The organism is Campylobacter showae (assembly GCF_900573985.1).
Taxonomy (GTDB): Bacteria; Campylobacterota; Campylobacteria; order Campylobacterales; family Campylobacteraceae; genus Campylobacter_A; species Campylobacter_A showae_E.
In genome coordinates this window covers 450527-463840 of sequence record NZ_UWOK01000001.1, presented here as the reverse complement: position 1 = coordinate 463840, position 13314 = coordinate 450527, and the positions used below count along the sequence as shown (strand labels likewise).

General features: G+C 47.0%; 16 protein-coding genes. 5 read left to right on the top strand and 11 right to left on the bottom strand.

Features of this window, described 5'->3' with window-relative positions:
- Positions 1 to 2: 2 nt before the first annotated feature.
- The 6 genes from rplB to EE116_RS02375 form a co-directional block, all read right to left on the bottom strand.
- Complete coding sequence (rplB, locus tag EE116_RS02400; protein WP_122873084.1) at positions 3 to 833, bottom strand: 50S ribosomal protein L2; 831 nt, start codon at positions 831 to 833, stop codon at positions 3 to 5.
- Position 834: 1 nt separating this feature from the next.
- Positions 835 to 1116: a 50S ribosomal protein L23 gene (locus EE116_RS02395; RefSeq protein ID WP_002953664.1), complete on the bottom strand. Its 282-nt coding sequence runs from the start codon at positions 1114 to 1116 to the stop codon at positions 835 to 837.
- A gap of 1 nt (position 1117) precedes the next feature.
- Entirely contained in the window at positions 1118 to 1732 is a 615-nt protein-coding gene (gene rplD, locus EE116_RS02390; protein ID WP_122867136.1) for a 50S ribosomal protein L4, read from the bottom strand.
- Positions 1729 to 2307 carry a 50S ribosomal protein L3 gene (rplC, locus tag EE116_RS02385; RefSeq protein ID WP_002943472.1) on the bottom strand — a complete coding sequence of 193 codons (579 nt, stop codon included), beginning with the start codon at positions 2305 to 2307 and terminating at the stop codon, positions 1729 to 1731. Before rplC ends, rplD begins: the two co-directional genes overlap by 4 nt.
- Positions 2308 to 2321: 14 nt before the next feature.
- Positions 2322 to 2633: a 30S ribosomal protein S10 gene (gene rpsJ, locus EE116_RS02380; RefSeq protein WP_002947121.1), complete on the bottom strand. Its 312-nt coding sequence runs from the start codon at positions 2631 to 2633 to the stop codon at positions 2322 to 2324.
- A 394-nt stretch (positions 2634 to 3027) separates the two neighbouring features.
- Complete coding sequence (locus EE116_RS02375) at positions 3028 to 3522, bottom strand: tetratricopeptide repeat protein (RefSeq protein WP_206159230.1); 495 nt, start codon at positions 3520 to 3522, stop codon at positions 3028 to 3030.
- A gap of 161 nt (positions 3523 to 3683) precedes the next feature.
- On the opposite strand from EE116_RS02375, the gene EE116_RS02370 reads away from it, so the two are divergent.
- From EE116_RS02370 to EE116_RS02360, 3 genes are all read left to right on the top strand, one after another.
- The gene (locus EE116_RS02370; RefSeq protein ID WP_122873083.1) at positions 3684 to 4778 is read left to right on the top strand and encodes a P-loop NTPase family protein; all 1095 of its coding nucleotides are present in this window, start codon (positions 3684 to 3686) and stop codon (positions 4776 to 4778) included.
- A gap of 11 nt (positions 4779 to 4789) precedes the next feature.
- Positions 4790 to 5671, top strand: coding sequence for an S-adenosylmethionine tRNA ribosyltransferase (locus EE116_RS02365; protein ID WP_122873082.1), 882 nt, complete (start codon positions 4790 to 4792; stop codon positions 5669 to 5671).
- Positions 5672 to 5761: 90 nt separating this feature from the next.
- Positions 5762 to 6337, top strand: coding sequence for a ribonuclease HII (locus EE116_RS02360; RefSeq protein ID WP_122873081.1), 576 nt, complete (start codon positions 5762 to 5764; stop codon positions 6335 to 6337).
- Between the two features lie 483 nt (positions 6338 to 6820).
- Here the strand turns inward: EE116_RS02360 and EE116_RS12395 are convergent, their stop codons facing one another.
- From EE116_RS12395 to EE116_RS02340, 5 genes are all read right to left on the bottom strand, one after another.
- Positions 6821 to 6982, bottom strand: coding sequence for a hypothetical protein (locus EE116_RS12395; protein ID WP_163028016.1), 162 nt, complete (start codon positions 6980 to 6982; stop codon positions 6821 to 6823).
- Positions 6983 to 7046: 64 nt separating this feature from the next.
- On the bottom strand, positions 7047 to 8255 hold the full coding sequence (gene aroC / locus EE116_RS02355; protein WP_122873080.1) for a chorismate synthase: 1209 nt from the start codon (positions 8253 to 8255) through the stop codon (positions 7047 to 7049).
- A complete protein-coding gene (gene rnc / locus EE116_RS02350) occupies positions 8252 to 8920 on the bottom strand; it encodes a ribonuclease III (RefSeq protein ID WP_009494817.1) in 669 nt (222 codons plus the stop codon). The genes aroC and rnc overlap by 4 nt, the downstream gene beginning before the upstream one ends.
- Positions 8920 to 9357: a ribonuclease HI gene (gene rnhA, locus EE116_RS02345; RefSeq protein WP_122873079.1), complete on the bottom strand. Its 438-nt coding sequence runs from the start codon at positions 9355 to 9357 to the stop codon at positions 8920 to 8922. The genes rnc and rnhA overlap by 1 nt, the downstream gene beginning before the upstream one ends.
- A complete protein-coding gene (locus EE116_RS02340; protein ID WP_241091616.1) occupies positions 9335 to 10360 on the bottom strand; it encodes a hypothetical protein in 1026 nt (341 codons plus the stop codon). The genes rnhA and EE116_RS02340 overlap by 23 nt, the downstream gene beginning before the upstream one ends.
- Before the next feature lie 63 nt (positions 10361 to 10423).
- Between EE116_RS02340 and dnaG the strand changes: the two genes are divergently transcribed.
- Positions 10424 to 12097 carry a DNA primase gene (gene dnaG / locus EE116_RS02335; protein ID WP_122873077.1) on the top strand — a complete coding sequence of 558 codons (1674 nt, stop codon included), beginning with the start codon at positions 10424 to 10426 and terminating at the stop codon, positions 12095 to 12097.
- Complete coding sequence (locus EE116_RS02330; protein ID WP_122873076.1) at positions 12094 to 13080, top strand: argininosuccinate synthase domain-containing protein; 987 nt, start codon at positions 12094 to 12096, stop codon at positions 13078 to 13080. Before dnaG ends, EE116_RS02330 begins: the two co-directional genes overlap by 4 nt.
- The last annotated feature ends 234 nt before the right edge of the window (positions 13081 to 13314 follow it).

The window sequence follows — 13314 nt, the reverse complement described above, 5'->3', positions numbered from 1 at the left end:
CTCTATTTACCTTTCCTTCTTGAAATTATAAGCTTATCGCTAGCCTTTTTGCGGCGAGTCTTAGCACCTTTGGTCGGTTTACCCCATGGAGTAACAGGATGACGGCCAGAGTTTTTCTTGCCCTCACCACCGCCGTGCGGGTGATCTACCGGGTTCATCGCAGAACCGCGAGTTTGAGGACGGATACCTCTATGGCGATTACGTCCGGCTTTACCGATAGTTACGTTCGCCCAGTCTTCATTACCTACTACGCCGATACTAGCCATGCACTCTGCAAGCACTTGTCTCATCTCGCCGCTTGGTAGGCGAAGCATTACATATTTTTCCTCTTTACCCATTAGCTGAGCGTAACCGCCGGCTGAACGAGCCATCTGAGCGCCCTTGCCAGGTTTTAGTTCCACGTTGTGTACAATAGTACCAACCGGGATGTTTCTTAGTTTCATCGCGTTGCCAGGTTTTATGTCTAGACCTGCCTCGGCTGCTGCTACGACGTCGCCAACGTTTAGTCCGTTTGGTCTGATGATGTAGCGTTTTTCGCCGTCTTTATAAGCGATAAGCGCGATGCGGCAGTTTCTGTTCGGATCGTACTCGATAGCTTCGACTTTGCCTTCGATACCAAATTTGCGGCGTTTAAAGTCGATGATTCTATAAAGTTTCTTCGCTCCGCCTTCTTTATGTCTAGAAGTTATTCTTCCGTTGCTATTTCTACCGCCGCTTACAGGGATCTTTACAAGCAGGCTTCTCACGCTAGGTTTAGCAGTGATATCTTCGCTTGATAGGCCCGTCATAAATCTGCGGCTAGGTGTATAAGGTTTATAGGTTTTTATCGCCATCTTACGCCTCCGTGTTTTCTAGGCTTGAGCCTTCAGGCAACTGAACGTAAAATTTCTTTATCTCGTTGCGTTGTCCTTCTCTTCCTTTGAAACGCTTAACTTTTCCGTCGATTCTAAGCGAATTTACGCGAAGCGGCGTTACCCCAAAATATTCTTTCAAAATTTCTTTCAGCCTATTTTTAGTCATCTTAGGCGAAGTTTGTATAACGACCACGCCTTGCTCTTGAAGACCGAGAGTTTTTTCCGTATATAAAATCGTTTTGATATCAGTTATATCTGCCATTTCAGCCCTCTTTTATTATAGTTTCAAGTGCGGCCTTCTCGATAACGACGGCACCGTAAGTCGCCACTAAGTAAGCGTTTATCTCGCTCGCATCGATTAGATAGCAGTTTGATAGATTTCTAAACGCTAATAGCGTGTTGTCGTCAAGCAGATCTTTTACGACCAATGCGTCTCTCAAATTTAACGCGCTGATAATTTTAGCCGCGTCTTTAGTCTTACCGCTTGCGATCTCTATGCTATCTACCGCGAAAATTTTACCCGCGTTAGCTTTTTCGTTTAGCGCGAACTCAAGCGCCAATCTTTTTTGCTTTTTATTGACCTTTTGGAAGTAGTTTCGCTCGTTGCTCGGACCAAATGCTACCGCGCCGCCTACCCAGACGTTAGTTCTGGTTGAGCCCGCTCTAGCGCCGCCGCGACCTTTTTGTCTCCACGGTTTTTTACCGCCGCCGCTTACGAAAGCTCTGGTTTTGGTGTGAGCCGAATTTGAACGCATACCGGACAAATAAGACTTAACGTAAAGATATAGGTTGTGCGGGTTGATCTCAGCGTAATTAGCCGGTAGATCAAGCTCGCTAGCTTTTTCAAATTTTTCGTTTAATACGCAAACTTTACTCATTTTACTATCCTTATTCTGCCCATTGCGCCGTTATAGCCAGCGACGCTGCCTTTTAAAACCAAAATTCCGTTTTCGGCGTCAAAGCTTACGATCTCGTTTTTAACGGTAACTTTTTCGTTTCCGGTGTGTCCGGCCATCTTCATACCAGGCTGAACGCGTCCCGGCCACTCGCGGTTACCGATAGAGCCGTGTCTTTTGTGGAAGCGAGAACCGTGGCTTTTCGGACCGCCGCCAAAGCCGTGTCTTTTCACGACGCCTTGATAGCCTTTACCTTTTGAGCTGAAGCTAACTTTTAAAATTTTAGCCGAGCTAAGCGGACTAAAATCAAGATCGCCCGCCTCTTTATTGGCGACTTGTAGAGTTGCGAATTTATTAAATTCCGCTGTTAGGCTATATTTTTTTTGCTGACCCTCTATGGCTTTATTTTTTGCTTTACCTTTAGCATAAGCTACTATCGCGCTGCCGCATTCGCTCACTTCGCAAACTTTAGCGTTTACGACCTTTAGAAGCGTAACGGGGATGCTTGGGTTGTTTACCGTTCTGCTCATGCCTATTTTTTCTACGATATATTCCATCTTTCACCTCGCCTTTATTTGCCCATCGCGCGGACTTCGACGTTAACCTCAGGGGCTAAGTCAAGCTTTGTTAGCGAGTCGACGGTATCGGGCGTAGCCGCTACGATATCTAGCATTCTAGCGTGAATTCTCATTTCAAACTGCTCGCGTGAGTCTTTGTTGATGTGTGGTGATTTTAAGACCGTGTAGCGTTTGATCTTCGTAGGCATCGGCACCGGACCTCTGACGTCGGCGCCCGTTCGTTTGACAGCTTCTACTATTGCTGCAACTGTGCGGTCGAGAACTCTATGGTCATAAGCTTTAAGCTTAAGCCTGATTCTTTCCATTTTCTTTCCTTTGAATAGAACTTGTCGCAAACATACGACACTTCTTACTTGTGTAAGAGACTCGGATTTTATCCAAATGGCTTTTTAATGTCAATATTTTGAGCAAATTTGATGAAATTTAATAAAATTATTTCCTTTTTATAAGGAAGTTTTTGTAAATTTGGCTAAAAATTTGAAGCGATATATTTAAATTTGATTTGGGATAAATTTGGACAGTTTAAAGTCATGTCCAAATTTTAAAATCACCTTGAGCCTTGTTTTAAAAGTTCGTACATTCCGCAGGTTCGTTGCCAAAGTCTAACGCCTTCTTCAAAAGATTGAACAACATTATCGGTAGCCCCAGCAGTACATCCTCTTTGATAATATTTCATTGCGTCGTTTTTTTCATTTATTCTTAAGTATACATCGCCCAAAAAGCTGCAAGCAGTAAAATCCGGCGTGATGTCGCAGCTTTTTTAATACGCCCAATTCCTTCCAAAAACGCTTGCTTCTCATTTATGCCTGAAACATGCTTATTGATATACAAAAATCCGAGATTTCTACAACCGAGCGCGTCGTTTCCGATGTCGCAAGACTTAGTATATAACTCAAATGTCTTTTTATAGTCTAGTTTTACGCCTTTTTCATTTTCGTACATAAACCCTAGATTATTGCACGACCTGTAGTTTCCATTATCGCAGCCCTTTTTATAAAATTTCATCGCCTTGCCGTAGTCTTGCTTTACCCCGTACGCCTCAAAGGCAAAATCATAAACTCCGCCCGCCACGCCGCACGCCATCTCGTCTCCGGCATTACACTTGTTTTCATAGTCCTTTAGTATATCTGCCATCGGATTGTCTATCGCCAAAGCGCTTATTAACATCAGACCAAAAACCGTAATTTTTTTCATAATATCCACCTTTCAAATAAAAATTTAACGCATTCTACCCCCCCCCCTTTTTTTTTTTTTAAAATCGTTAAATTTACCCTTGTTTTTTGGCGTCAAATTTTAATTAGCTTCCTCTTTACAAGGAAACTTCGCTATAATTTTCCAAATTTTAAAGGCTAAAAATGCAAACTCTAAACGCGCTCTACCAAACCCCGCCAAAAAATATCAAATTTATAAATAGAAAATTTGAAATCACGGCACCAAAAACACTGATAAAAGGCGGTATAGGAAGCGGCAAAACATCTCTAATCGCTGGCTTTTTGTCGGCATTTGAGAGCAAAGAGTTTTTGTATGTAAATTTAGGCGATCTTCGCATAGATGCGGATGAGATTTTGTCAAATTTGCCCGAGTTTTTACGCCAAAATCCGCAGATAAAAATTCTAGCGATCGATGATTTCGAGCAGAGATTTCAGGATAAATTTGAGCCGGTTTTGGAGCTAAATTTATCAAATTTTATCGTCGCTTCGCGGCTTAAAGATGCAAATTTGAGCGGCTTTAGCGAGCTAAATTTGGATTTTTTAGACTACGAGGAATTTATCGCTTTTTTTTCAAAAAAGATCGATCCCCAGACGCTTTTTAGCCACTTTTTACTTCACGGCAGGAGTCCGGCATCAGCCTTTTGCGATGCCGAAAACGTCGCAGCAAATCTGCAAACCGCGCTAAAATCGTCGCTATCCGCCACGCAAATAGCAGTGCTAAGAGAGTGTGCGAAAGCTCAGGCGCAAAACGTGAGCGTTTTTGAGATTTTTAGCACATTAAAATCCGCCCGAAAAATCTCAAAAGATAGCGTTTACGGCGCGCTTAGCGAGCTAGAAAACATGAGCGCGGTTAGCCTAGTAGAGAAATTTAACGAACCAAACGCCGCAAAAAGGCTTTATTTTAGCGACTTTGCGTTTAAAAGCGCGCTGAGCCTAAAAAAGGACTTCGCTAAAAATTTTAACAACACGGTTTTTTGCGAGCTAGCCAAATTTAACGAGCGGATTTTTTATACAAAAGAGCTTGATTTTTTCCTGCCAAAAAGGAAACTTGCTATCATTTGCTCGCCGTTTAGCGATGCGGATTTGGTCTTTTTAAAATTTAAAAAACTGCACGCAAATTTAAAAAATTTAGGTATAAATAGGCTACAAGCAATCAGCGTGGCAAACTCGGGCGAGATGAGCGTAGAGGGCATAAAATGCGAGGTCGCACCGTTTTCGCGCTGGGCGCTAGGCATATAAAAGGAGCGGTTATGAGAGCGGTTGCGGCGATATTTTTGGCCTGCGTTTTGGCGCTAGGCTACGAGATCAGGCACGAAAATGAGGGCAAAATTTATAAATTTGCAGGCGAGGCAGACGGGAGCAAATTTGAGCTCTACATCAGCGAGCTTGAGGCTGAGTTTGAAAATTTTAGCGACAAGGGCGCCGTTTTACCGCCCAAATTTCAAGGTCACGCCTTTTTCGAGGGCGCTAGATACGACTTTAGTAAGGGCAGCATCGAAAAATCGGGCGCCGATATAACTGCCGTAAATGCGGTCACCGAGTGGCTAAATCTAAGCGTGAAAGCGGATAACGGCGAACTAACGGGCAAACTAGCGATCAGAGGCAAGGCGCGAAAGGCCGTGCTAAAACAGGTTGCAAGCTATGATTTTACCACGCTTGGGCTGCAAGAGATCGGGCGAGACGGAGCGCGATTTGAAGCTGTAGTGAGTGACTTTTACTCGCCTAAATTTGCTCAAAATAACAAAAAATCTCTCGCCGCAAAGCTTGAAAATTTTAAGTCGGCATGGCTCAAAGACTCCTCAAACAGCGCCGCAAATGTGCTAAATAACCTCGAGTATCAAAACGGCAAAATAAGAAGCGTCTGCGAACTAGGCGCAAGCGGAAAAGTCTGCAAAACCGTCTGGCTCAAAAACCTAAAAAAGGTAAATTTAAGCGACGTTTTTAAGGATCTAAACGACGCAAATTTGACCGCGATTTTCGCAAAAGAAAAGATAACGCCGAGCGAAAATTTTACGCTCTCGCCAAGCGGCATTACCTTTTATGATGGCACGGCCGGCGGTAAAAATAGCGAGATCTCACTACCGCTTGAGCCCATCAAAGAGCATTTAAAGCAAAATTTCGGGCTGTTTTAGGCAAATTTTCCGCCAGAAAAGGAAATCTTGAAACATGCAAGACAAAATTTGATAGCTTAAATTTTGCAAAATTTATTTGAAAGCGTAGCGATGAAAAACAAATCTGACGCCCAAATCTGCGGTATCGACGAAGCGGGTCGCGGCGCGCTGGCAGGGCCTTTGGCGGTAGCTGCATGTGTACTAAAGCGCGAGATAACGGGCCTAAACGACTCAAAAAAACTAACGGCGAAGCGGCGCGAGGAGCTGTTTAAAGAGATAATAAAAAACTCGGAATTTCTTATCGTATATTTTTCAAACAAAGAGATCGACGAGCTGGGCCTTAGCGAGTGCCTTAGACGCGCGCTGCGGCTGTTTAAGGCGCATTTTGCGGGCTGCGAGCTGCTCTACGACGGCAACGTAAACTACGGCACGGGCGTAAAAACCATGGTCGGAGCCGACGGCAAGGTCGCGCAGGTGAGTGCGGCAAGCATCCTAGCCAAAGTAAGCCGCGACGCGCTGATGACGGCGTGGGACGGCATGCATGCTGGCTACGGATACGCCGCACACAAAGGATACGGCACGAAAGCGCATCTGGACGCGGTAGCAAGACTGGGCGACTCGCCGCTGCAAAGGCGCAGCTTTCGCGTAAAAAGCTTTGAACGCGGGCTATTTGACGAACAAATTTGACTTTGCGTAGCCTTGTTTTCGTAAAATAGATTGAACATTTGCGCGACGGTAAATTATACGAATTTTACGCATAAACGTCAAAAACTAAAACTGGAATGTCTTTAAATTTAGCCGTTTTATCGGCGACCTTATGAGTGACCGAATTATGCGATACAGCCTAATTGCCAAATTTGATTTTACAAGAAAACAAGAGTAAATTTGATATTTACGCATACTTCTGATCCCTAGGACAGCTCTCGTTCGACGTAGCGTAAAACTACAAATTTGGCTTATTTCGCAGGAGATGTTTTAGAGATCTACAAAACTCCTCGTAAACGTCATAAACAGACTCGTCCGTGTAAATATCGTGCCAATGCATGGATTTCCGAGCTTCGTAGCCTGATTGTCGCGATTTTTTGAGGGCGTATTTGCGCTTGGCGTTAGGATTAAAAAGTCTAAATTTACGCGCTTCTAGCCCCTCGCTGTGCCCTATTTTTCTATGATTTATTGCATAAATTTTAGATATTTTACGGCGCCTGCGAGTAAATTTTCTAAGCCGCCGTGCGAGATATTTTTTACATCAAAGATGTCCGTTATGCCATTTTTCTTGCCATTTATATCGTAAATATAAATTTGCCAAATATCTTTGCTGTGCGCAAAAATCATCGCAAATTTTACGCGCTCAGCGTCCGTTTTGCTCCACTTTGTTTGGAGTGCGGTTATCTTGGAGTTATCCGTAAATTTTCTTTAAATTTGCTAGATTTGCGCTCAAATTTAAAAGCAGCATATCGGCCGTTACTAGCCTTGCCATCGCGGTGGCTACGACGCTACCGCGCACTCCGATACACGGATCGTGCCGCCCGCGCAGCTCGCAGAGGGTATCCTCTCCGCACACGTTTTGCGTCGCCTGAGATAAAAATATCGACGGAGTCGGCTTAAAATGCGTCTTTATCACGACTTCTTGTCCGCTCGTCATGCCGCCCAGCGTTCCGCCCGCGTGATTTGAGGCGAATCCGAATTTTTCGTCCGAATTTGAGCCGCAGCAAGCCGCGCCGTCCGCCTCGCTTTTGCATTCGTCAAATTTGCTGCCGTTTAAATTTGATAGCTCACCCGAGCCGCCTAGAGCCGAGTCGGTCAAATTTACGCGCGCATACGCCGCACTCATCGAGTCGTTATTTTCGCTGCCGTGCATCTTGCTTGCGTTTACACCCTCGCCGATCTCTACGGCTTTGACGCCGTTTATGCCCATCATCGCAGCCGCGATGGCTGCATCAAATTTATAGTATAGCCCCTCGCCAAGCCCGGCCGGCGCGCCGCGGATAACCGTGATGACGCTAGCTCCGACGCTGTCGTGTTCCTGCTTGGCTTTTAGGATTTCCTCTTTCATCGCCTCTTCGTTACCCAGCGAAAATATCTCCGAGCGCGCCGCGAGATCAAAGTCTAACCGCTCGCCGCACGAAATTTCGCCCACGCTAGCCACGCCGCTTTGTACGCTGACGCCAAATTCGCCCAGCAAAATTTGAGCTATCGCACCGCCCGCCACACGCACGGCCGTCTCTCTAGCCGAGCTACGTCCGCCGCCTCGGTGGTCGCGGATGCCGTATTTTCGGTAGTAGGCGTAGTCTGCGTGCCCTGGTCGAAAGAGCTCGCGCAAATTTTCATAATCGCCCGATTTTTGATTTTCGTTTCGGATGATAAAGCCGATCGGAGTGCCCGTGCTGACGCCTTCAAACACGCCGCTTAAAATCTCCACTCGGTCGCCTTCGCTCCTGGCCGTGGCAAATTTCGAGCCGCCCGGCCTTCGTTTGTCAAGCTCGCTTTGGATAAAAATTAAATCGATACGCACGCCTGCGGGAAAACCGTCTAGCACGCCGCCGATCGCCACTCCGTGACTCTCGCCAAACGTCGTTAGCGTTAGTTTGCGTCCAAAGGTGTTCACTTGCCCTCTCCCAAAATCTCAAGCGCGGTTTTGGCTGCTTTTTGCTCGGCTTCTTTTTTGCTCTTGCCTGCGGCTCGCGAGATCTCGCGCTCGTTTAGCATAAGCGCGATCTCAAATTCCTTCTTGTGATCTGGCCCTTTTGAGCCCACTAGCACGTATTTTGGTATCTCGGCGAAGCGCGCTTGAGTGAGCTCTTGCAGCGCGGTTTTGTAGTCTTTTACCATGCGGTCGAAATTTATATCGGGGTAGCATCTCTCAAAGGCTTTTAGGCTAGCTGCGCGCACGGCGTCAAAGCCGCTTTCTAGGTAGATCGCGCCCATCAGTGCCTCAAATGCGTCCGATAAGATCGAGGCTTTTGCCCGTCCGCCGTTGTGCTCCTCGGCGGGCGAGATATTGATGAGCTGACCCAAATTTAGATATTTGGCCAGCTCGGCAAAGCTTTTTTCATTTACGAGCGCGGCGCGCAGTTTGCTTAGATCGCCTTCGCTTAGGCGCGAAAATTTGTGAAAAAGATAATCCCCGATCACCAGATCCATCACCGCATCGCCCAGAAACTCGAGCCTCTCGTTGTTTGCGCCGCCTTTTACGCTTTTGTGCGTGAGCGCGGTTTTTAGCAGCTTTTCGTCTTTAAATTTATATCCTAATTTCTCTTCCAAATTTCGCATTATTCGCCTTTTAAGCTATTTTTGATCTTTACGGCTTGTTCGCGCGCCATCTCGTCGCAAAGCTCGTTTTGCGGGTGTCCGGCGTGGCCTTTGACCCAGATCGCCTCGACCTCGTGCGGCTCGCTTGCGCTTATATATTCCTGCCACAGTGGGACGTTTTTTACGTTTTTAAAGCTTTTCTTTACCCAGCCCTCTAGCCACGCATTTACGGCGTTTGCGACGTATGAGCTATCGGTGTAGAGCTTCACGCGGCAGGGCTGCTTTAGCGCTTTTAGCCCCTCGATCGCCGCTCGTAGTTCCATTTGATTATTCGTCGTGTGCGCCTCGCCGCCGCTTGCCGTTTTTTTGTGCTCGCCGTACTCTAGGATGTACGCCCAGCCGCCAGGCCCAGGGTTATCCAGACACGAGCCGTCGCTAAAAAGGCATACTGTTTTCATCGGATTTTTCCGTGATGTGAGGCAAAATTTGCACGCTGCCTAGTTCGCTACACATCGGACAGCGGTAAAAATGCATCGGAAAGGCGTTTTTGCAGCTCTTGCAAACGTAGTTAAAGCTAAGCGCGGCCTTGTCGTAGTTTGCCGCCCTTAGCTTCTTTAAAACCTCTAGCTCAAAGCCCAGCGGTGCGCCGTCCTCGTCGCTCATGCCTTTGATGAAAAACAGGCTCTTATACTCGGGGTCGGCTAAATTTACGGGCGTGTTTTGATAATAAACCAAATCCAAAACGTCCCCTAGCGGCGGGAAATCGCTAAAATCCTTAAACCCCAAACCGTCTAAATTTAACCCCTCCATCGCCATACGCCGTACGAGCGCAAATTCATCCTTTAGCGCTAAAATTTCGCCGATCTTAGCGGCTTCGTCCTTGCTTTTATCCGCTAAAATTTGCAGCGCTTTGATATACGCCGTTTGCGCTCTCACGTCGCTGCCAAGCTCCTGCAAAGCATCCAGGGCCTGCAATGCGCCCTCATAGTCTTTTAGTTTTTCGAAAATTATCGTTAGAGATTTTAGCGCGATTTGATTTCGCGGAGAGATTTTTAGCGCCTCTAAAAAGACGCTTTTTGCGCGCTCCAAAAAGCCCGCCTTAAAATAAGTCTGCCCAAGATCGGTGAAAATTTGCTCCTTTGCAGCTCGGTTTTTAGCCCGCTCCAAAGCCACGGCATAGACGTTGATAGCCTTTTCAAAATACCCGCTTTTTGAAAACGTCCCCGCCAAAAAGCACATCGTAGCCGTATCTGCGCCCGAGTTTATCAAAAGCTGCTTGTTTTCGTCGCTCAGGCCTTGAGATTTGCCGAATTTTTTCAAAAATCCCGCGATCTCCGCCTTTTCGTCCTTGCTCTTAAAAACGCCCCATGCGTAGCTAAAAACGGCGATCACGAGCACCGCGGCGACTAGCACCACGAGACCGAAAATCGGGTCTCTAAATTCGATAAAAAATATATCCAAAATGCCGCTTTCTAAAGTCAAATTTAACGCCGATTATAGCAAAACGATTGTATAATCTCACTTATGATCGATCCAAAATCAATAGAAAGACTAAAAGCGCAAACCGATATCGTCGATGTCGTCGGACACTATCTGCCGCTGAAAAAAAGCGGCGCGAACTTCGTGTGCGTCTGCCCGTTTCACGACGATAAAAATCCGAGCATGAGCGTGAGCCCGTCTCGCGGGATATTTCACTGCTTTTCGTGCAAAGCCGGCGGCGACGCGATCAAATTCGTGATGGACTACGAAAAGCTAAGCTACCCAGAAGCCGTCGAAAAGATCGCCGGACTGCAAAATTTCACGCTAAACTACGTGCGCGGCGGCGAACCGGCGAAGGAAAACAAGCACATCCTAGAAAACGCAAACGCCTTTTACCGCTCGCTACTTTATAAAACTCCCGCGGCCGTCGAGTACCTGTATTCGCGCGGTATCACAGACGAGCTGATAGATAAATTTGGGCTGGGTTTTGCGCCTGAGAGCGCACAAACGATAAGGCTACTGCAAAACGAACAAATAGAACCCAAAGAAGCCCTAGAAGTCGGCATCGTAAAGCAAAACGAAAACGGCATTTACGCTAGTTTCATAAACCGTATCACCTTTCCCATCTACACGCATGCGGGGCGGCTGGCGGGCTTTGGCGGGCGCACGATCAGCGGCAACCCCGCTAAATACGTAAATTCGCCCCAGTCCGCGGTCTTTGATAAATCAACGCTTTTTTACGGCTATCACCTGGCAAAGCGCGAAATTTTCACCAAAAATCAGATCATCATCACCGAAGGCTACATGGACGTCATCATGCTGCACAAGGCGGGCTTTGGTAACGTCGTAGCGGTGCTGGGAACCGCGCTTACGACCAAGCATTTGCCGCTTTTAAAACGCGGCGAGATTAGCGTTATTTTATGCTTTGACGGCGACGATGCGGGCATAAACGCCGCGACGAAGTCCGCCCTGCTGCTCGCGCAAAACGAAATCGACGGTAGCGTCGTCATCATAGAAGGCGGCGCCGATCCCGCCGATATGGTCGTAGCCGGCAAGATAGAGTATCTGCGGCAAATTTTTGAAAGCGGTACGGAGATCGGAGAATTTTACATCAGGCATTTAGCCAGCGGCTTTGACCTCTCGCGCCCCGTACAAAAGCAAAAAGCGCTAGAAGCGATCCAGGCTTTTACCGCGAGCCTAAAGCCCGTCGTCGCAAACTCCTACGTCCCACTCGTGGCTAAAATTTTAAATATAGCCAAGGGGTCGTTTTGGCTTTCTCGCGGATCAAATTCGCCGATGCGGCAAGGCTACGGCGGGACGGAGCAAAACGCGCAGGGTTACGAAACGCAAAATTTACGGGCAAACTCGGGGCGCAAAGACCCGCTAGAAATCCAAATTTTAAAAACGATGATAGAAAACGAGAGTCTAAAAAAATTTATTTTAGAAAATTTAAAGCCCGATTATTTCGCGCGCCACAGGGCAGTCTACGAGGCGATAGCAGCGGGAGCGGACGCGAACGATCCGTCCGTGCGCGAGATAATATTTGAAAAATACGAGGCGTTTAAAAACGAGGAGGAAATTTTACAAAACCTAAAATTTTTTAAAACAAGATTTTACAAAAATTTATACAAAAAGTATTCGGCGTCGCAAATCTCGCTAGAAGAAAAGCAACCGATACTAAAAAAAATCAATGAAATTTTAAAGGAACTTAAAAAATGAAAGCGTTAGTTTTATTTAGCGGTGGGCTGGACAGTATGATCGCCATCAAGCTACTGACAAACCAAGGCATCGACGTCACGGCGATCCACATAGATATCGGCTTTAGCGGCGACGAGAAAAAGGCGGAAATTTTACGTCGCCGCGCGAACGAAGCCGGAGCTGAGCTTAAAATAATCGATATCAGAAATGAATACCTGCGCGACGTGCTTTTCACGCCAAAATACGGCTACGGCAAGCACTTTAACCCCTGCATCGACTGCCACGGATATATGTTTAAAACGGCGCTTGCGATGATGCGCTCTGAGGGTGCAGATTTTATCGCGACGGGCGAAGTGATCGGCCAGCGTCCGATGAGTCAGAGACGCGACGCGATGTTGCGGGTCAAAAACGCCGCGGGCGACGAGGATGATCTCATCTTGCGCCCGATGTCTGCGCAGCTGATGAAGCCCACAAAGCCCGAGCGCGAAGGCTGGGTCGATCGTAGCAAACTGCTCGCCATCAGCGGACGCGACCGCAAAAGACAGCTCGCGCTTGCGAAAGAGTTTGGCTTTAGCGAGTACGAGACGCCCGGCGGAGGGTGCTTGCTCACGATCGAGAGCTTTGCGAATAAAATCAGAGATTTCATCAAATTTGACCCGGATATGACGAGCGCGGATATGCAGCTACTGCGCCTCGGACGCCATCTGCGCCTAACAAACGGCACCAAAATGGTCATTGGCCGCGACGAAAACGATAACGCCAAACTGCTAGCTCTAAATAATCCAAAATTTACTCAGATCAAATTTGACGGCGATATCGTGGGCGCGGTGAGCTTAGTGGACGCTAAATTTAACGAAGCCGACCTCGAGTTTGCCGTGCGTCTGGCACTTACCTACACCAGAGCGGATAAGGATACGGCGGTGCGAGCTAGGATCGGCGAGCGCGAAATTTGCGTGAAGCCTTTTGAGAGTAAAGAGCCTGCGCAGGAGTTTTTCGTTAGTTAAATTTGCCTTAAAAAGCTCGTCAGCAAAATAAATTTGACGCCGAATTTGAGATTGCTTTCATAGCAAATTTGGCGGCTAAAATTTAGCTATATATCCTTTGCCATCTCAAATTTGGATTTGCTCGCGAGCTAAATTTGGCACCAATTTCTGGCTACTTTGGGCTTAAATTTGTTTGATTTGCTAAAGCCCAAGCTTCAAATTTAGACTGACGGGCAACTAAATTTCGCCCTTTTT

What these genes read in the sequence shown, in the direction of transcription:
- EE116_RS02375 (WP_206159230.1), bottom strand. Translation starts at nt 3,522, where the DNA reads ATGAAAAAAATTACGGTTTTTGGTCTGATGTTAATAAGCGCTTTGGCG.
- dnaG (WP_122873077.1), top strand. Translation starts at nt 10,424, where the DNA reads ATGATCGATCCAAAATCAATAGAAAGACTAAAAGCGCAAACCGATATC.
- EE116_RS02365 (WP_122873082.1), top strand. Translation starts at nt 4,790, where the DNA reads ATGAGAGCGGTTGCGGCGATATTTTTGGCCTGCGTTTTGGCGCTAGGC.
- EE116_RS02330 (WP_122873076.1), top strand. Translation starts at nt 12,094, where the DNA reads ATGAAAGCGTTAGTTTTATTTAGCGGTGGGCTGGACAGTATGATCGCC.
- EE116_RS02370 (WP_122873083.1), top strand. Translation starts at nt 3,684, where the DNA reads ATGCAAACTCTAAACGCGCTCTACCAAACCCCGCCAAAAAATATCAAA.
- rnc (WP_009494817.1), bottom strand. Translation starts at nt 8,920, where the DNA reads ATGCGAAATTTGGAAGAGAAATTAGGATATAAATTTAAAGACGAAAAG.
- rplB (WP_122873084.1), bottom strand. Translation starts at nt 833, where the DNA reads ATGGCGATAAAAACCTATAAACCTTATACACCTAGCCGCAGATTTATG.
- EE116_RS12395 (WP_163028016.1), bottom strand. Translation starts at nt 6,982, where the DNA reads ATGATTTTTGCGCACAGCAAAGATATTTGGCAAATTTATATTTACGAT.
- EE116_RS02360 (WP_122873081.1), top strand. Translation starts at nt 5,762, where the DNA reads ATGAAAAACAAATCTGACGCCCAAATCTGCGGTATCGACGAAGCGGGT.
- rpsJ (WP_002947121.1), bottom strand. Translation starts at nt 2,633, where the DNA reads ATGGAAAGAATCAGGCTTAAGCTTAAAGCTTATGACCATAGAGTTCTC.
- rplD (WP_122867136.1), bottom strand. Translation starts at nt 1,732, where the DNA reads ATGAGTAAAGTTTGCGTATTAAACGAAAAATTTGAAAAAGCTAGCGAG.
- rplC (WP_002943472.1), bottom strand. Translation starts at nt 2,307, where the DNA reads ATGGAATATATCGTAGAAAAAATAGGCATGAGCAGAACGGTAAACAAC.
- rnhA (WP_122873079.1), bottom strand. Translation starts at nt 9,357, where the DNA reads ATGAAAACAGTATGCCTTTTTAGCGACGGCTCGTGTCTGGATAACCCT.
- EE116_RS02395 (WP_002953664.1), bottom strand. Translation starts at nt 1,116, where the DNA reads ATGGCAGATATAACTGATATCAAAACGATTTTATATACGGAAAAAACT.